This window comes from Capnocytophaga cynodegmi DSM 19736 (assembly GCF_000379185.1).
In the GTDB taxonomy this organism is placed as follows: domain Bacteria; phylum Bacteroidota; class Bacteroidia; order Flavobacteriales; family Flavobacteriaceae; genus Capnocytophaga; species Capnocytophaga cynodegmi.
The window spans coordinates 21,216-39,542 of the sequence record NZ_KB900737.1 but is presented as its reverse complement, the minus strand read 5'-3'; the positions used below and the strand labels follow the sequence as shown (position 1 = coordinate 39,542).

Below are 18,327 nucleotides of genomic sequence, written 5' to 3'. Positions count from 1 at the left end.
GAACTCTCTACATTAAGAAATGAAAACCAAAGAAATACTTATAAAAGGAGCTAAGCTTCATAATTTAAAAGACATTACGGTTGGCATTCCGCGTAATCAATTGGTAGTGATTACGGGCTTATCGGGTTCGGGAAAGTCCAGCTTGGCGTTCGACACACTTTATGCCGAGGGGCAACGCCGTTACGTGGAAAGCCTTTCGTCTTACGCACGTCAGTTTTTAGGGAGACTCGACAAACCCAAAGTGGATAACATCGTGGGAATTGCTCCCGCTATAGCTATTGAACAGAAAGTCAATACTTCTAATCCGCGTTCTACCGTAGGAACGTCCACAGAAATCTATGACTATTTGAAATTACTCTTCGCTCGTATCGGAAAAACGTACTCGCCCATTTCTGGCAAAGAAGTGAAAAAACATTCTGTTACTGATGTAGTTGATGCCGTTTTGAGCTATCCTGAACGAACAAAATTACTGCTTTTAGCTCCCGTACATATTGCCGAAGGTAGGAAAACACCCCAAGTGCTTCAAATTTTATTACAGCAGGGTTATGCACGTATTCAGCATAAAGGCGAAATTATTCGCATTGACGAAGCCGACCTGAACAGCATAAGCTCTGATTTTCTGCTTGTTATTGACAGAATTATTGTACAACACGACGAAGATTTTAAACATCGATTAGCAGATGCCGTTGATACTGCTTTCTTTGAAGGAAAAGGCGAATGCATCATCGAAGAGATTGAAAGTCAGAACAAACAAACGTTCAGCAACCGATTTGAATTGGACGGCATTGAGTTTTTTGAACCCAATGTTCATCTGTTTAGCTTCAACAATCCGTACGGAGCTTGTCCGAAGTGTGACGGATATGGCGATACCATTGGGCTTGATGAAGAGTTAATCATTCCGAACACAGCTCTTTCCGTGTACGATAATTGCATCTTTCCGTGGCGAGGCGAAACGATGAGTTGGTATCGCGACCAGTTGGTTTTGAATGCTTACAAGTTCGATTTTCCCATTCACAAGCCGTGGTTTGAACTCACCAAAGAGCAAAAACAATTGGTTTGGAAAGGCAATAAATTTTTTACCGGACTGACAGATTTTTTCAAAGAACTTGAAGAAAAAAGTTATAAAATACAAAATCGAGTACTACTTGCACGTTATCGCGGAAAAACCAAATGTAACGAATGTGACGGGAAACGCCTACGCAAAGAAGCCGATTATGTAAAGATTAACGGAAAAAGTATTTCAGATTTAGTTGATATTTCCATAGAAGAATTACAAACTTTCTTTAAGGAGTTGAAACTTTCTGACTACGAAAGAAGTATAGCCAAACGCTTACTTGTGGAGATTGAAAATCGATTGCAATTCCTTTCGGACGTAGGATTAAACTATCTGACCCTCAATCGTAAGTCAAACACACTATCGGGCGGAGAAAGCCAACGTATTAATTTAGCAACTTCATTAGGAAGCAGTTTGGTAGGCTCAATGTATATTTTGGACGAACCCAGTATCGGTTTGCACCCGAAAGACACCGAAAAACTCATCGGAGTACTCAAATCGTTACGTGATTTGGGCAATACGGTGATTGTAGTTGAGCACGATGAAGACATTATGAAGGCAGCCGATTACATCATTGATATTGGTCCTGAAGCTGGAACGCACGGTGGTGAGGTAGTTGCACAAGGCACTTATGACGAAATTCTTACGGCAGATTCGCTAACGGGTAAGTACCTCAGCAAACGAATGCAAATCGAACTTCCGAAAGAAAGACGTACCTCTCCGCATTACATCACGCTTATAGGTTGTCGTGAAAACAACTTAAAAAACATAGATGTTACACTTCCGTTGGATATGCTTACGGTAGTTACGGGCGTTTCTGGAAGCGGAAAATCGACACTTATCAAGCGAATTTTATATCCTGCGATGCTTAAAGAGTTGGACATCAATAGCGACAAAGCAGGGCAGTTCTCAAAACTTGACGGAAAGTACAAGCACATTCAGTCTGTGGAGTTCGTTGATCAAAACCCGATAGGCAAGTCCTCACGCTCAAACCCAATAACTTATATAAAAGCCTATGACGATATTCGGAATTTGTATGCCTCACAAAAACTTTCAAAGTTGCGTAACTTTCAGCCAAAACACTTTTCATTCAATGTAGATGGTGGGCGTTGCGAGGTTTGTAAAGGCGAAGGCGAAGTTACCATCGAGATGCAATTTATGGCCGATGTACATCTTCCTTGCGAGGCTTGTGGCGGAAAACGCTTCAAAAAGGAAGTGCTGGAAGTAACTTTTGAAGGTAAGTCCATCAACGATTTACTAAACACCACTATTGATGATGCCGTTGCTTTTTTTGAACAACATAAGCAATCAAAAATCAGCTCGAAACTAAAACCGCTTCAAGATGTTGGGCTGGGTTATGTTACACTTGGGCAGTCATCTTCCACGTTGTCAGGTGGAGAGGCACAACGCATTAAGTTGGCTTCTTTCTTGGCGAAGTCCGAAAGTAAAGAGAAGGTACTATTCATCTTTGACGAGCCTACCACAGGATTGCATTTTCACGATATTCGCAAGTTATTGGCTTCCTTTCAGGCACTTATAGAAAAGGGGCATTCCATTATCGTGATTGAGCATAACTTGGAGATGATAAAATCAGCCGATTACGTAATTGACTTAGGATTGGACGGAGGCGACAAAGGCGGAACCATCATCGCACAAGGCACTCCCGAAGAAATTATCCGAAACAAACAGAGCTACACAGCTCAATACTTGAGAGAAGTGGTGAAATAATAAAATAAAGCTGTCCGCAATGGACAGCTTTTTATTAACCCGTAAGAAGACTATATTAGTAGTAAACTATTTCTCTTTCGTACATAAGTTTTGGAAAACTATTCACGTAATCAATTCGTTGTATCCAATTTCCGTATGCATCGAATTGATATTCATAATCTGTTTCCTCTATGAAACGCCCGTCATTATCATACTCTCGCATCTGTGTAGGATTGCCGTAAGCGTCGTATTTGGTTACTCTCTTTCTGAATAGTTTGTTATCTTTATAAGTGTGTAACTCAGTCACTAAACTTTTTTTATCGTAAATATACTTCCAAGTAACTTCAGGTACATCATCTTTTGAATACTGAGAAAGCTCTTCCACATTCCCCAACTTATCATATTTGTAAATAAACTTACGGGTTTCTGAAGGGCGTTTTGGAACTTGATAAATTGCTTCCACTTCACGACCCCTATCATCGTTATTATAAACCCAGGACTCTACCAACTCTCCTCTGGAATTATAGCAATGGTAAGCCGTTTTGTAACCTTTCTCATCGTATATGTAAACATACTTATTTTTGATATAGCCACGTTCGCCATAAACATCACGAGAAAGCCTTTTATTTTTATCATTGTACTTGTAAATGATTTTATTCTGAAGATTTCCGTGTTTGTTGTACATATTACTTTCAACTTTGTAACCTCTGTCATCAAATGTAGAAAGTATATCTCCTTTCCAGAATTCAGGTTTGCTCGTTTTCTTTATAATACCAAAAGAATCAAGCACGTGATAAGGGGTTAATTTATAAGTTTTTACCTTTCCTCTTAATTGATAATCCTCCAATCTGCTCAATGGCTTTTCAGGAACTCCAACTTGTGCATATCCAACACAGAACATAAAGCACGACAATGCCCCTAGTAGTAACATTTTCCCTCTCATATTGTAGTAATTTTGAATTATTTGCACTAAATCTCATCTCTGAAACAAAATTACTACTATTTAACGGAATAATAAAATCAAAAAAAGTAAACAAATTTCAACAAAAACTCATCAAAATCAATATTTTAATAGCAGAAAAGTTAAATCACAACAAATCATCTCATCTTTTTAACACATAGATAAGACATTTAAAAATTTATTTAAAAAAAGAAAAATTATAAAAAAGATATTCTTAAGATGAGTATTTTAGAAATTAAAAGCCTGAATATCAATAATATGAATACATCAAAATTTTTCTAAATCTGAAATTTAACGTAGGTTATTGGTTTATTCTGTTCCAAATAAAATTTCTCATAGAAAGTCTGAATTTCAGTTACCTCCGAAGGAACACCATCACTATTATAGATATTGTGGTTTGCATACAATACATTGTAACCCAATCCGTGCAACAACCCAAGTGTGTAACCGTGCATAAATTCACTATCTGTTTTTAAGTGTATGTATCCGTCTGTGGCAAGAATATTTTTATATCGATTCAAAAATTCTGTATTTGTTAGCCGATGTTTAGTACGTTTGTATTTTATTTGTGGGTCAGGGAATGTAATCCAAATTTCACTAACCTCTCCTTGTGCAAAACAATGTTCAATAAGCTCAATTTGAGTACGCAGAAACGCCACGTTTTCAATATTTTCTTCGATAGCCGTTTTTGCACCACGCCAAAATCTTGCTCCTTTTATATCAACCCCTATAAAATTTTTGTTTGGATATCTTTTCGCCAATCCCACAGAGTATTCTCCCTTTCCACAACCTAACTCTAACACGATTGGATTGTTATTCTTGAAATATAGCTCATTCCACTTGCCTTTAAATGGAAAATATTCTGATAGCAACTCGTCTCGTTTGGGTTGCAATACATTTGTAAAAGTCTCGTTTTCTTTAAATCGTTTTAATTTATTTTTACTTCCCACAGTTCAATTTTTGGGCAAAAATACAAAAAAATGAATCACTCTGTTGGTCTAATCTTTCGTTTGGACAAAACACAGTTCTCAAATTACTAAAAAACGAGTCAAAAACCGGAAAATCTTTATCTTAATTCTTGTATTATATTGATAGTTTTCTCAACCAATTGTTGCAATTTCGCATACTCTTCATTCCGAATAATTTCCTTTGATATCAACTTGGACCCCATACCCACACAGGTTACACCCGCATCAAACCACGTTTTTAAATTTTCCTTGTCTGGAGAAACACCTCCCGTAGGCATAATGCTTGTCCAAGGTTGAGGTCCCCTTATTGCTTTCACAAAAGATGGTCCATAAGTTCCTCCAGGGAATAATTTAACAATCTCACATCCCAATTCCTCTGCTCTGGCAATTTCCTGTAAAGAACCACATCCAGCCGACCAAAGAATCTTTCTTCGGTTACAAACCAAAGCAATATCTTCACGTAACACAGGAGTAACCACAAAGTTTGCTCCTAAAGACATATACAAACTCGCTTGAGCAGCATCAGTAACTGAGCCCACTCCCATAATCATCTGTGGAATTTCTATTGCCGCATATTTTGATAATTCGGAAAATATTTCGTGAGCAAAATCGCCCCTAGCGGTAAACTCTAGTAATCTGGCTCCTCCATCGTAACAAGCCTTAATCACTTTTTTACTCTTTTCTACATCATCACAAAAAAACAATGGAACAAGTCCTGTATGCTGCATTGCTTTCGCTACTTCTATCCTTGTAAATCGTGCCATAATTCATACTTTTTTAACGTGCTACTCTTCCAGAGGCATCTCCTCCCATTAACTTTTCTACTTCTGCAATGGTTACCAAATTGGCATCACCTTTTATTGTATGCTTTAAACAAGAAGCCGCTACGGCAAAATCCAAAGCCTTTTGGTTATCATTGGGATAGGTAATAAGACCGTAAATTAAACCTCCCATAAATGAGTCACCACCTCCCACACGGTCAACAATATGTGTGATTTGATATTGGCGACTCTCATACATTTTTTCTCCATCGTACAAAACTCCAGCCCACGTGTTATGTGATGCAGACAACGAACCGCGAAGTGTTGTGATAACTTTTTGAGCTTTAGGAAATTTTTCCATCATTTGTTGGCAAACGGACAAAAAGGCTTCTGCTTTTACATTATGCCCTTCCGTTTGTACATTTATCCCTTGAGGTTTAATCCCGAAATGCATTTCAGCATCCTCCTCATTTCCCAAAATAATATCACAATGAGATGTAAGTTCTGTCATAATAGCCTCACGTTGTCTTTCATTACAATATTTCCAAAGTTTTGCACGATAGTTCAAGTCTGTCGAAATGGTAATTCCCTTTGAACTTGCTACCTCCACAGCTTCCAAACAAGCTTCAGCAGCTCCTTTTGAAATGGCAGGTGTAATTCCCGTCCAATGAAACCAATGGGCTCCTTCAAAAACGGCGTCCCAATCAATCATCCCAGATTGTATGTTCGCCATTGATGAATGGGCTCTGTCATACACAACTTTTGAGCCTCGTGAAACCGCCCCTGTTTCTAAGAAATAAATACCTAAACGGTCTCCTCCCCAAACAATTTTATCTACTCCTACTCCTCTTTTTCGCATCTCCATCATAGCACACTGTCCTATATCGTTTTGTGGCAACCGAGTTACAAAATCAACAGGAATACCATAATTTGCCAATGACACAGCTACGTTGGATTCACCTCCTCCGTACACCACGTCAAAGCTATTTGCTTGAGAAAACCTCAAAAATCCTTGTGGAGAAAGTCTTAACATTATTTCTCCAAATGTGATTACTTTTTTCATTTTTATTCAAATTTATATTTATCAATTTCATTTTACAACTCCAAAAAGCTTGGGCAAGTACATCGCCAATTCTGGAACGTATGTTACAACAAACAAAACCATAATCATTACCACCAAAAAAGGCAGAAGAGGCTTAATTACTTTCGTTATTTCAATATGTGCTACTCCACTCCCTACAAAAAGAAGCGTTCCCACAGGAGGAGTACACAGCCCTATACACAGATTGAGTACCATTACAATCCCAAAGTGGACAGGATGAACTCCAAAAGAGGTTACTATTGGCAAAAAAATAGGTGTGAAAATCAAAATCGCAGGTGTTATGTCCATAAATATTCCTACGACCAACAAAATAATATTGATTATCAGTAAAATAACTATTGGATTATCTACTCCACCCAGTAAATGTTCGGAAATCAGCTCAGGAACGTTGTTAAATGCAAACAACCACGATAGAGCCATCGAAGTACAAATCAAAAACATCACAATGGCAGTAGTTTTTGCACTGGAAAGAATAATTCTTGGTAAGTCTTTCAAATGAATTTGACGGTAGAAAAAACTCAGTAACAATGCATAAACAACCGCTATTACAGCCCCTTCTGTCGCTGTAAAAATCCCCATAACAATTCCACCAACCACAATAAAAATAAGTAACAGACTCAAAAAAGAACGAGAGAATGTCTCAAATAATCTCTTTAAGCGGACAGGCTCTCCACTCGGAAATTTGTTTTTTATGGCGAAATAACCCGCCACTAACATTAGTCCTACTCCTAATAACATTCCCGGAATATATCCAGCTAAAAAAAGCGCTTCTATTGAGGCTGCCCCACCACTTGCCAGAGCGAATACGATGAGAACATTGCTTGGAGGGATGATAAGCCCTACTGTTGAGGAAGTTATGTTTACAGAAGCACTAAAAGATTTTTTGTATCCTTCTTCGGTCATTCTATGATTCAAAATTCCTCCAATCGCTGAGGCAGACGCCACAGCTGAACCTGATACCGCACCAAAAAACATCGCTGACAAAATATTTACATACAACAATCCTCCAGGAAAACTCCCTACCAATGATTTTGAAAAATCAACCAACCTGCTAGCTATCCCGCCCTGATTCATAATATCACCAGCAAGAATAAAAAAAGGAATAGCCAAAAGAGCAAAACTGTCTACTCCCATAGTCATACGTTGCATTATGGTAGTGACCGACGGCAAAAATGGAAGATGAAATAACATCGTAAGTGTTGTAGCAATCCCCACGCTGTACGCCACTGGAATTTTTAAAAACAACAAAATAAAAAGTGCTACAAAAAGAAAAACAATTCCAAGTAATTCCATAATCTAATACGTTTTGGCTTAAAAAAGCTATAGTTTTTACTACTTATTTTCTTTATACAAACACCGAAGATGATATATGCAATAAAAAATTATAATGAATCCACTCAAAGGCACCACACTATAAATGTATCCAATAGGAATGTTCAATGTGGCAGATACTTGTCCCAATTTCAGCGTAATGTACATCAAATTCATTCCTCCAACAACCATTATTACCAAAGCAAACAACAAAATCATTACCTCAATGGCGAAATTCATTATTCGTTTTTTGGTATCATTCAATTTATTGAAAAAATAATCAATTGCCATTTCCCCTTTGTAACTACGAACGTAAGCCGTACCAAGAATTGCAAGCCAAATTAAGAGGTAACGAGCCAATTCTTCCGTAAAAGCGTGAGGCTTTCCAATGCTGTATCGAGAAAAAACCTGCCAAAACACATCTATAACGAGAATAGCAAACAGAAATACCAATAGCACCTCCAAAATGTAATTTATTGTTTTATAGAGCTTTTCCATTTTATTTCAATTGTTCGATTTCTTCAATCATTTTTAACCTTTTTTCATCTTTAAAAAATTCAGTTTTTAGAACTTCTGTTTTCGCACGAAATAAGTCCTTATCTGGAGTAAAAAATTCCACTCCTGATTTCTTCAAAATCTCTATACTTTGAATTTCAGCTTCTTCCCAAAATCTTTTCTGTTTCTGAGCTGATAACTTTGCTGCTTCAAAAACCCATTTTTTTTCCTGAAGTGTAAGTTTTTCTAATGATTTTGTTCCTATTACAACCACATCTGGCAGGTAATTATGCTCATCTAAACAGTAGTATTTGCATACCTCAAAATGCATCGAAGTAACAAATGAAGGAGCATTATTTTCAGCACCATCAACTACTCCTTGTTGTAAAGCAGTGTAAAGTTCACCAAAAGCCATAGGCGTGGGAGCTGCCCCTAAAGATTGTACTAAAGATACTGAAATTTTGTCTCCCATAACTCTGATTTTCGTTCCTTCAAGGTCTTTCGGTTCCTTAACGGGTTTCTTTTTTGTATAAAAACTACGGCTCCCCGCATCGTAAAAGCACAAACCTCTTAACCACGAAGTTGTTCCTTTTTCCAACAATTCTTCTCCTATTTTTCCTTCCAAAACATTAAAAAAATGCTCTTTATCTCTGAATAAATAAGGAATGCCCAAAACGAGGTATTCTGGAACAAAATTAGAAATCGCCGAAGCACTTACTTTAGTCATTGAAACGCTCCCTATCTGAAGCAATTCCAATACCTCTCTTTCCGTACCTAAGTTTCCATTAGCATAGATATCGATAGACATTTTACCTCCTGATAGGCTTTCCAGATGCTCTTTAAACGCCTCAACACCTTTATGTACAGGATGCGATGTAGGCAAATTATGAGCGAAGGTCAAAACCTTGACATCAGTTTCTTTCTTACAGGCAATTACCAAGAAAAGAAAGATTACTGATAGCATCTCACATATTCTTTGTTGGCATTTGCTCTTTTTCAAAACCAAAATATTTTTTCGCATTGTAATAACATATATTCTCCACAACTTTTCCGAAAAAATCAATATCATTTGGCAATTCGCCTCGAAATATTAAATTTCCAAAGAAATTACATAGTATTCTCCTGAAATACTCGTGCCTTGGAAATGAAAGCAAACTTCGGCTATCGGTAATCATTCCTACGAAATGACTCAATAAACTCATATTAGCAAGTGTAGTTAACTGACTTGTAATTCCCTCTTTTTGATCAAGATACCACCAAGCTGCCCCCCATTGCATTTTACTGGGTATATTATTCCCATTAAAATTCCCTATCATTGTCGCAAAAACCTCATTATGAGATGGATTCAAATTATAAGTAATGGTTTTTGCCAACTTATTTTCAGCATCTAACTTTCCAAACAAATCTGACATAAAGGAAGCGTAGTTAAAATCGCCAACAGAATCACACCCCACATCGCTTCCTACCGCTTTTAGCAATCTTTGATTATTGTTTCTAATCGCTCCTAAATGATACTGTTGTACCCAGCCTTTTTCGTAATATTTTCTACCTAAATACAAGAATAAGAAGCTTTTGTACTTGCATATCTCTTTATGAGAAAGTTTTTCTTCTTCTTTCTTTTTCTTGAAAATAACATTGATTTCTTCTTCTTTGAAATTCTCTAAAGAAAAACCCTCACCTAGACCAAAATCAGACAAACGGCATCCTTTTTCAGTAAAAAAATCGATTCGTTGGTCAATTGCCTTTTGAAAGTCTTGCAAATCGTTTATTTCAAATCCAACAACCAAAGAAAGCTTGTGTAAATATTCCTCAAAATCAACGCTTTCAATACGAAAAAGATTATCTGAGCGAAAAGCTGGATACACTTTCAAATTTTGTGATTTTTTTGAAATATTTTGATGATGTTGTAAATCATCAACAGGATCATCAGTGGTACAGATAACCTCAACATTTTTTTCTTGTAAGAGCTGCATTGGTGTTTTGCCTTGCAGTAGTGTACTTGCTAACTCATAGATATACTCTGCCGTATTAGGCTGAAGTAATTGCTTGATTCCGAAGTATCTTAAAAGTTCCAAATGCGTCCAATGAAACAGAGGATTTCCAACTGTGAAAGGCACAGTTTTCGCCCATTGTTTAAACTTCTCTTTGTCAGAAGCGTCTCCAGTGATGAACTTTTCGTCCACACCATTGGCTCGCATCGCCCTCCATTTGTAATGATCACCCAAAAGCCAAGCTTGGGTAATATTTTCAAACGGAATATTTTCAGATAATTGCATCGGAGAAAGATGATTGTGATAATCTATAATCGGCATTTTTTCTGCATAATCATAGAACAAACGCTTTGCTAAAGGCGTTTCTAACAGAAAATCTTCTGTTATGAAAGTATTTGTATTGATGAAATTCATAGCTGTAAACTTTTTGAAATTCCCATTGCCAGCCCTCTTAATTCTGCCAGACCTCTCAAACGCCCTATTGCAGAATATCCAGGGTTGGTTTTCTTTCTCAAATCATCTAACATTTGATGTCCGTGGTCAGGACGCATCGGAATTTGGAAATCTGAGTAATTTTGTTCTTTTCTCCATTTTTCTTCCGTAAGAATTTCTTTAACAACAGAATACATATCCACATCTCCTTCCAAGTGATTCGCTTCATAGAAGCTACCTTGCTCGTCTCGTTTCGTACTTCGCAAGTGTATGAAGTGGATACGATTAGCAAAACGTTGTAACATCTTTGTCAAATCATTCTGAGGAATTACGCCTAAAGAACCTGTGCAAAAGGTTATTCCGTTACATCTGTTAGGAACTTTTTCAAACAAATAAGCATAATCGCTTTCAGTACTTACCACCCTTGGAAGCCCCAATATAGGGTAAGGAGGATCGTCTGGATGAATACACATCAAAACGTTATTTTCTTCTGCTATTGGGATAATCTCTTTGAGAAAATATACTAAATGCTCTCTAAGTTTTTGGGCGTTTATATGTTTGTAGTCATCAAGCACTTGCTGAAATTGAGCTAATTTATAGCCTTCCTCAGCTCCAGGTAATCCAGCTATGATATTTCGGGTTAAAGAAATCTTCTCTTCTTTGGAGAGTTTTTCAAAATAATCCTTTGCTTGTTTGATTCTCTCTGAAGAATATTCGTTTTTTGCTCCTGACCGTTTCAAAATGAACAAATCAAAAGCAGCAAAAGCAATTGCATCAAACCGAAGTGCTTTCGACCCATCTTCCACTTCATAATTCAAATCTGTGCGCGTCCAATCAAGAACAGGCATAAAATTATAACACACGATTTTTATACCGCAACTCGCTAAATTACGAATACTTTGCTTGTAGTTCTCGATATAAGTTTTATAATTCCCTGTTTGCTTTTTTATATCCTCGTGAACAGGAATACTTTCCACAACCGACCAACGCAAACCAGTTTCTTCAATGTCTTTTTTTCTTTTTTCTATTTCCTCAATCAACCAGACTTCTCCATTAGGAATATGATGTAAGGCTGTCACTATTCCTGTAGCTCCCGCTTGTTTTATGTCCGATAGGCTCACAGGGTCCTGTGGTCCGTACCAACGCCAAGTTTCTACCATTGTTTATAGTTTAAAGATTAATTTTTTATACTCCGCTGTATGCACTAAATCCTCCATCTATGGGAATTACTACTCCTGTGATGAATTTTGCCCAGTCTGAAAACAAATAGATAACTGTTCCAGAAAGCTCGTCTGGTTCTCCATAACGTCCCATTGGTGTATTAGTTATGATTTTGTTTCCTCGTGAGGTTGCTTGACCAGTTTTTTCATCAATTAGCAAAAAACGATTTTGTTTTGTAAGCAAAAAACCAGGGGCAATGGCATTAACCCTGATACCTGTTTTAGCAAAATGCACCGCCAACCACTGTGTGAAGTTATTTATTGCTGCTTTGGCTGCTGAATATGCTGGAATTTTAGTCAGAGGAGTATACGAATTCATTGATGAAATATTAACAATCGCTCCGCTACCTTTATTTAGCATATCTTTAGCGAAAACCATTGTGGGCAATAAAGTCCCTTGAAAATTAAGTGCAAACACTCTGTCAAAACCTTCTATCTGTAATCCGAAGAATGTTTCTTCCAATCGGTCGAGATGCTCCTCAGTAATGAATTCTGCTTGAGTGGTTGCGGACGCAGCATTGCCACCCGCTCCATTGAGCAGATAGTCAATTGTACCTAATCTACTATGAATTGCTTCCAAAGTTTCTTCCAACGATGTTTTGCTTAACACATCTGTGCAAATTCCGATACTTTCAACATTGTACTTTGTTTCAATTTCATTAGCTACACTTTCAGCAACTTCACGATTTATATCAAGAATAGCCGTTTTTACCCCCTGTGCTGCCAAGTCTTTAGTGATAGTTGAGCAAAGCACACCTCCACCTCCTGTAATAACAGCAACCTTACCCGATATATTCAAATTGAGTTTATTTTCCATAATACAACTTGATTTTAAGTTCTTTCCTGAGTGCTAAAGTATTCCAAAACAAATGATTATTCTATTACAAATGTTACTAAAAAAGGGAATTACGTTACCAATACCATAGAAAATGGTTTCAAAAACGAGAGACATTATATAGTAATATATTTCAGAATAACTATAATAAATTATTTATCAGTCTTTTGTGAATAGTTTTAGAAAAAAAATTATACTTTTGCCTGAAACAAAAAAGAATAAACACAAAAAATAATCCGTATGAATTTCAAATTCAAAAAAACTATGAAACTTATTATAACATTTTTATTTTTAACTCAATCATTTTTAGTTATGTCACAAAATACCAATCCGCTACTTTGTGACCCCAAAGAGGGAACTTGTAGCATACCTCAAACAGAAAATAAAATTGTAAGTTCTCAACTCCCAAAAACAGAAAAATTAATAACAATTACCTATTACACAGACCCAATATGTTCTTCCTGTTGGGGTATTGAGCCTCAGATTCGAAGACTTAAATTGGAATATGGCGACGCCATCATATTTAATTATCACACTGGCGGACTTTTGCCTGATTGGAGTTATAATAGCGGAGGTATTAGCAAACCATCGGATGTGGCTCATCATTGGGACGAAGTGAGTCTGTACTATGATATGCCAATAGATGGTGATATTTGGTTGGAAAATCCTTTGAATTCTTCTTATCCCCCATCAATAGCGTTTAAAGCTGCCCAGATGCAAGATAAGAACAAAGCAATTTCCTTTTTACGAGAGCTAAGAGAAATGGTTTTTCTTCAGAAGAAAAACATTACTCAATGGGAGCATATTGCAAAAGCTGCTGCTGTCGCAAAACTTGATGTTGAGCAATTAAAGAAAGATATTGAGGATAAAGCAAAGGAATTATTCGAAAATGACCTGAAATTAGGAAAAGATTTAGGCATTCGTGGTTTTCCTACAATGATTTTCACGGATAATCAGGGAAACAGAGAGGTTGTTTATGAAGCAAAACCTTACGCTAATTTTGAAAAAGCTATTCTAAAACTCAATCCAAATGCAGTAAAAAAAGAATACAAAAAAGATTGGCAAACACTTTTTGACTACTATCCAACCTTAACTGCTCGAGAATTTTCAGAACTATCAACAATGTCACGAAACGATAGTGAGAACTATCTTAATCAGCTTGTAGAACAAGGATTTTTAGAGAAATATACCACTAAAAATGGTTCCATCTGGAAGAAAAAATAATTATTCGAAAAAATACGTTTGACTTCATAAAAATCAAACGTATTTTTTTATAAAATTTTTGTCTGTCAATCAATTTGCAAAAAATAAATTATTAATCCTCACTGATATCAATTTAATTTTCAACATAATAACTAAAATAGATTTGTTAATTTATACGATATTTATTCAATAATAGTAAAAAATATTGTAACTTGCTTTCCAAATTCGAACCTCTTTTAGTAAAAGTATCAAATCTTGAACTTCAATCTTCAAATATTAAAAATTGCTAATTTATTGAGATTTATTATCTTCTGTTGGTACTTTTCTGCTCAAGCTCAAAATAATATCTACGTACAGCAACTAAGCACTGAACAAGGACTGAGTCAAAACACGGTAATGGCAATCAGTCAGGATAGTCTTGGTTTTATGTGGGTTGGCACACGTGATGGGCTTAATGAATATAGCGGAAATAAAATAAAAATATATAAACACATTTTAGGTGATACCCTAAGCATTGCTGGTAATCATATCAATGACATAGCCAATGGAAAAAAGGGCAATATATGGGTAGCTCATAACAAAGGAATAAGTTTGTTATGCCGAAAAAAAGGTTCTTTTACTAACTACGAAATAGGAGAGTCTGATAACAGAGAAATTCGTTCTATTTCGGTAATTGATGAAGAAGTTTGGGCTTGTGGCTGGACAGGAATTTACAAATACGACGCAGAAAAAAATCGTTTTACAAAACCTGAAATAGTGATTACTAATGTCAATCTGGCTGACATTCCTGTTGCAAAGGTAGTAAAGTCACCTTTCAGAAACGAATACTGGATAGCAAGTGCAACTAAGGGACTTTTTAAGTATGACCCTATCAGTAAAAACGGCATACAAATTAAGGATAATTCCACAGATATAACACTAAGCGAAAATGAACGTATCGAAGATATTCTATTTCACCCAAACGGAAAGATTTATATTGCAACTTATAACAACGGCATCTATCAACTTGATTCTAACGGTATTCCTGAAAAACACTGGTCATTCTCAAGTGAAGAAAAACTGATTGCTTTTGGTAGTATCCGCACTCTGGCTTTGAATACAGACGGAAACATTTGGGTTGGCGGATTTCAAGGAGTGAGATTACTTGACCCCAAAACGGGAGTTGTACAAGAGGTAAATACTTTCCATAATACACACCTAATTGATAGCCCTTCTGTTCGTTCACTATATATTGATAAAAACAGCTCTCTTTGGATAGGTACATACCACGACGGATTGCTATTGAGTGATGAATATCTCTCACGTTTTACACCTCACCCTCTAAACACTCAAAATCACAAAAATTCACATAATATTGCCAGTGCTTTCACATATAAAAAAGGAAACTTAATTGTAGCTACTGAAAACGGATATCTCATAGAATATGACAAAAGTTACAACACAATAAGAACAAATCGCATAGAAAATGGAGCTGTTATCAAGTCTCTTTTTTACGACTCTGCAACTGATATTCTATGGATAGGTACATTACGCAAAGGACTTTACAAAGAGCATAATGACAAAATAACAGCCGTAGGTTTGGCAAATCTTGGTGTTATAAACAATATTTTAAAAGAATCAGATGACAAATTATGGATTCTCTCCGATAAAAGTGGTGGATTGAATCTCTTTGATATCAAGACAAATCAGCTAACAGACTTCCCCATTGCAAAGAAACTTCATCCTTTCATCGGTAAAAACTTCGGGAAGCATCTTTTAAAAATAAACAATACAACCTACTTACTTTCAACAATAGGCAAAGGATTGATTCTCTTTGAAAACTCAACTGGAGGAAAAATTGAGCAAAAAATCGAACAAGTTGATGATGTGAACCACGTTTTAGCAATCGGAGAAAAATATTTTGTGAGTACTGACGGATTTGGCGTTTTTGTACTGGACAAACACTTGGAAATTGTAGAAAATTACACCACTAAGGATGGCTTACTCAACAATACCATTTTCAGTATAATGGCTTCTGGCGAGGACTTATGGGTAAACAGCATCAATGGAGTTTCGCAATTTGCTAATGGAGTCTTTTTAAATTATCACATACGAAACGGCTTCCCTATTTCTGAAATTAATCAAGGGGCTACATTCTGCATTCATTCAAATCCGATTGTTTTTGCTGTGGGTGGAAAAGACCTCTGGGTTTCGTTCGAACCTCAAAAAGTCTCTAAAAATCAGCACAGACCTAAGGTGTATCTGTCTGAAATAAAAGTAAACAATCAGCCCATTAGCTCTATTTCAAAATTGGAGAATATTTCAGTGATACATCCTGAAGAAATAGAATTGGCTCATAACCAAACAGCTCTTACTCTTGAATTTACGAGCTTGAATTACTTGATGCCTGAAAACAGTCGTTTCAAATACATTCTTGAAGGATTTGATATCGATTGGCGTTATTCTTCCGAAAAGGGAATTATAGAATATAGTAAAATTCCCAAAGGTTCCTATATTTTCAAGATACAAGCCAGTAACAATGATGGGGTTTGGGGTGAGCAACTCAGTTTTCCTATCGTAGTAAAACCTCCTTTTTGGCTTACTTTTCCCGCATTTATAATATATTTTTTGGTAATATTCATCATCATTTGGTACATTCGAAGAAATATGTTACGCCGAATTGTGCTTAATCATCGTATTCGTTTGAAAGAAATTGAAAAGAAACGAGTAGAAGAAATGCATTCTATGAAAGTGAAGTATTTTACGGATGTAAGCCACGAAATACTAACTCCTTTAACACTGATTTTAAGTCCAGTAGAGGAAATTTTGGAAGAAACCGAGCTTCAACCCAAAGTAAGGAAAAAGATATCGAACATACAATATCAAGGAAAAAATCTATTACACTTAGTCAATCAGTTACTTACCATCAATCGGATTGAATCTAACCAAGAAAAGCTCAATGAGGTTCCTATCCTATTAAAAAATTTTCTTGAAAATGTTAGTAGTTCTTTTCATTCACTCGCTTCCCAAAATGGCATCAATTGGCAGATAAATATGCGAGAAGTGACTGAAAAACCTTTACTAATTGATAAAGAAAAAATTGAAAAAATACTTTTGAACTTGTTATCAAACGCCATAAAATATACTCCAAAAGACGGAAATGTTTCCCTTTTAGTAAAAACCATTGAAAACGAAAAAGGCAATTATAACCTACATATTAAGGTGGAAGATTCAGGTATAGGAATTGAAAAAGAATCACTACCTCTTATCTTCAACCGTTTTTATAAGAATGATAACAAAAAAATTCCAGGTAGTGGTATTGGACTTTCTCTGGTTAAAACAATCGTAAAAGACTTGATGAAAGGACAAATTGAAGTGGAAAGTACATTAGGGAAAGGAAGTAAATTTATAGTTATTATTCCCAACATAAAAGCTGATATTTCTGGTTCTGAAAGATTGCTTCACAACGAAGCTTTCGTTTTACCTATGGAATTGACCTCCCAACTGGAGAGCAGCGAAGAAACCATATTTGTATCTGAAAAAACTGATAAAAAAAATACAATTCTGATTGTTGAGGACAATATCACACTACTTAACTCACTTTCAGAGAGATTGTCAAATAACTTCAATGTGCTGAGTGTAACATCTGCCGAAGAAGCTCTTGAGATTCTGCAGGAAGAAGATATAGATATCGTGATTTCAGACATTATGCTCCCAGGCAAAAGCGGAAAAGAACTTTGTGCTGAAATAAAGTCAAACATCGTAACAAGCCACATCGCAGTAATCCTAATCACGGCGATACAACAACAGGAAGTAAAAATGGAAAGTCTTGAACTTGGAGCAGATAATTACCTCACTAAGCCTTTTTCTCACAGAGAATTACAGCTACGCATCAGTAATATTTTACGGCGACAAAAAAATCTACGCCAGCTATACAAACGAGATGCTCTACCCGAAAAAGCAGAAAATCGATTCAACAAATTTGATGATGATTTATTACACCGAATTAATTCATACATCGAAAAAAATTTATCAAACCCAGAGTATTCTATTGAGAATTTGAGTGAAGACGTTGCTTTAAGTCGTGTGCATTTATATCGAAAGATGAAAAAATTACTGGATATTTCTCCCTCAAAATATATGCGAGATTTTCGTCTAAAAAAAGCTGCTGAAATACTCTCAAAAGAGGACGTTCGAGTTGTAGAACTTGCTGACCTAGTGGGCTTTCAGGATGCAAATTATTTCTTGAAATGCTTTAAGGAAAAGTACGGAATTTCTCCCAAAGAATTCTCAAAAAAAGGAAAATAA

Annotated in this window: 13 protein-coding genes; 3 read left to right on the top strand and 10 right to left on the bottom strand. The window is 36.2% G+C overall.

Translation table 11 applies throughout. The annotated features are described in order from the left end of the window. The first annotated feature begins 19 nt into the window (after nt 1-19). Nucleotides 20-2,782, top strand: coding sequence for an excinuclease ABC subunit UvrA (uvrA, locus tag YW9_RS0110725; RefSeq protein WP_018280171.1), 2,763 nt, complete (start codon nt 20-22; stop codon nt 2,780-2,782). A gap of 55 nt (nt 2,783-2,837) precedes the next feature. Here the strand turns inward: uvrA and YW9_RS0110720 are convergent, their stop codons facing one another. The 10 genes from YW9_RS0110720 to YW9_RS0110675 all read right to left on the bottom strand — a co-directional run bounded on the left by YW9_RS0110720 (nt 2,838) and on the right by YW9_RS0110675 (nt 12,819). Then, on the bottom strand, nt 2,838-3,704 hold the full coding sequence (locus YW9_RS0110720; protein ID WP_026193985.1) for a hypothetical protein: 867 nt from the start codon (nt 3,702-3,704) through the stop codon (nt 2,838-2,840). 296 nt (nt 3,705-4,000) lie between these two features. Continuing rightward, nucleotides 4,001-4,672 (bottom strand): tRNA (guanosine(46)-N7)-methyltransferase TrmB, encoded by a 672-nt coding sequence (gene trmB, locus YW9_RS0110715; protein WP_018280169.1) that lies wholly within the window; start codon nt 4,670-4,672, stop codon nt 4,001-4,003. A 116-nt stretch (nt 4,673-4,788) separates the two neighbouring features. Continuing rightward, nucleotides 4,789-5,454 carry a bifunctional 4-hydroxy-2-oxoglutarate aldolase/2-dehydro-3-deoxy-phosphogluconate aldolase gene (locus YW9_RS0110710; RefSeq protein ID WP_026193984.1) on the bottom strand — a complete coding sequence of 222 codons (666 nt, stop codon included), beginning with the start codon at nt 5,452-5,454 and terminating at the stop codon, nt 4,789-4,791. A 13-nt stretch (nt 5,455-5,467) separates the two neighbouring features. After that, entirely contained in the window at nt 5,468-6,514 is a 1,047-nt protein-coding gene (locus YW9_RS0110705; RefSeq protein WP_018280167.1) for a sugar kinase, read from the bottom strand. Between the two features lie 27 nt (nt 6,515-6,541). Continuing rightward, a complete protein-coding gene (locus tag YW9_RS0110700) occupies nt 6,542-7,846 on the bottom strand; it encodes a TRAP transporter large permease (RefSeq protein ID WP_018280166.1) in 1,305 nt (434 codons plus the stop codon). A 39-nt stretch (nt 7,847-7,885) separates the two neighbouring features. After that, entirely contained in the window at nt 7,886-8,362 is a 477-nt protein-coding gene (locus YW9_RS0110695; RefSeq protein WP_018280165.1) for a TRAP transporter small permease, read from the bottom strand. A gap of 1 nt (nt 8,363) precedes the next feature. After that, nucleotides 8,364-9,323, bottom strand: coding sequence for a TRAP transporter substrate-binding protein (locus tag YW9_RS0110690; protein ID WP_040354162.1), 960 nt, complete (start codon nt 9,321-9,323; stop codon nt 8,364-8,366). Nucleotide 9,324: 1 nt separating this feature from the next. Then, nucleotides 9,325-10,764 carry a glucuronate isomerase gene (uxaC, locus tag YW9_RS0110685; protein WP_018280163.1) on the bottom strand — a complete coding sequence of 480 codons (1,440 nt, stop codon included), beginning with the start codon at nt 10,762-10,764 and terminating at the stop codon, nt 9,325-9,327. Beyond that, nucleotides 10,761-11,942 (bottom strand): mannonate dehydratase, encoded by a 1,182-nt coding sequence (gene uxuA, locus YW9_RS0110680; protein WP_018280162.1) that lies wholly within the window; start codon nt 11,940-11,942, stop codon nt 10,761-10,763. Before uxuA ends, uxaC begins: the two co-directional genes overlap by 4 nt. A 25-nt stretch (nt 11,943-11,967) precedes the next feature. Next, the gene (locus tag YW9_RS0110675; protein ID WP_018280161.1) at nt 11,968-12,819 is read right to left on the bottom strand and encodes an SDR family oxidoreductase; all 852 of its coding nucleotides are present in this window, start codon (nt 12,817-12,819) and stop codon (nt 11,968-11,970) included. A 330-nt stretch (nt 12,820-13,149) separates the two neighbouring features. Here YW9_RS0110675 and YW9_RS0110670 point away from each other — a divergent pair, with 330 nt between their 5' ends. Next, nucleotides 13,150-14,061 (top strand): DsbA family protein, encoded by a 912-nt coding sequence (locus tag YW9_RS0110670; protein WP_018280160.1) that lies wholly within the window; start codon nt 13,150-13,152, stop codon nt 14,059-14,061. Nucleotides 14,062-14,334: 273 nt separating this feature from the next. Beyond that, a complete protein-coding gene (locus YW9_RS0110665) occupies nt 14,335-18,327 on the top strand; it encodes an ATP-binding protein (protein ID WP_155848775.1) in 3,993 nt (1,330 codons plus the stop codon).

Excerpts from the sequence above, each read along its gene's own strand:
- uvrA (WP_018280171.1), top strand. The coding sequence starts at position 20 with ATGAAAACCAAAGAAATACTTATAAAAGGAGCTAAGCTTCATAATTTA.
- YW9_RS0110720 (WP_026193985.1), bottom strand. The coding sequence starts at position 3,704 with ATGAGAGGGAAAATGTTACTACTAGGGGCATTGTCGTGCTTTATGTTC.
- YW9_RS0110710 (WP_026193984.1), bottom strand. The coding sequence starts at position 5,454 with ATGGCACGATTTACAAGGATAGAAGTAGCGAAAGCAATGCAGCATACA.
- YW9_RS0110705 (WP_018280167.1), bottom strand. The coding sequence starts at position 6,514 with ATGAAAAAAGTAATCACATTTGGAGAAATAATGTTAAGACTTTCTCCA.
- YW9_RS0110700 (WP_018280166.1), bottom strand. The coding sequence starts at position 7,846 with ATGGAATTACTTGGAATTGTTTTTCTTTTTGTAGCACTTTTTATTTTG.
- YW9_RS0110695 (WP_018280165.1), bottom strand. The coding sequence starts at position 8,362 with ATGGAAAAGCTCTATAAAACAATAAATTACATTTTGGAGGTGCTATTG.
- YW9_RS0110690 (WP_040354162.1), bottom strand. The coding sequence starts at position 9,323 with ATGCTATCAGTAATCTTTCTTTTCTTGGTAATTGCCTGTAAGAAAGAA.
- uxaC (WP_018280163.1), bottom strand. The coding sequence starts at position 10,764 with ATGAATTTCATCAATACAAATACTTTCATAACAGAAGATTTTCTGTTA.
- uxuA (WP_018280162.1), bottom strand. The coding sequence starts at position 11,942 with ATGGTAGAAACTTGGCGTTGGTACGGACCACAGGACCCTGTGAGCCTA.
- YW9_RS0110675 (WP_018280161.1), bottom strand. The coding sequence starts at position 12,819 with ATGGAAAATAAACTCAATTTGAATATATCGGGTAAGGTTGCTGTTATT.
- YW9_RS0110670 (WP_018280160.1), top strand. The coding sequence starts at position 13,150 with ATGTCACAAAATACCAATCCGCTACTTTGTGACCCCAAAGAGGGAACT.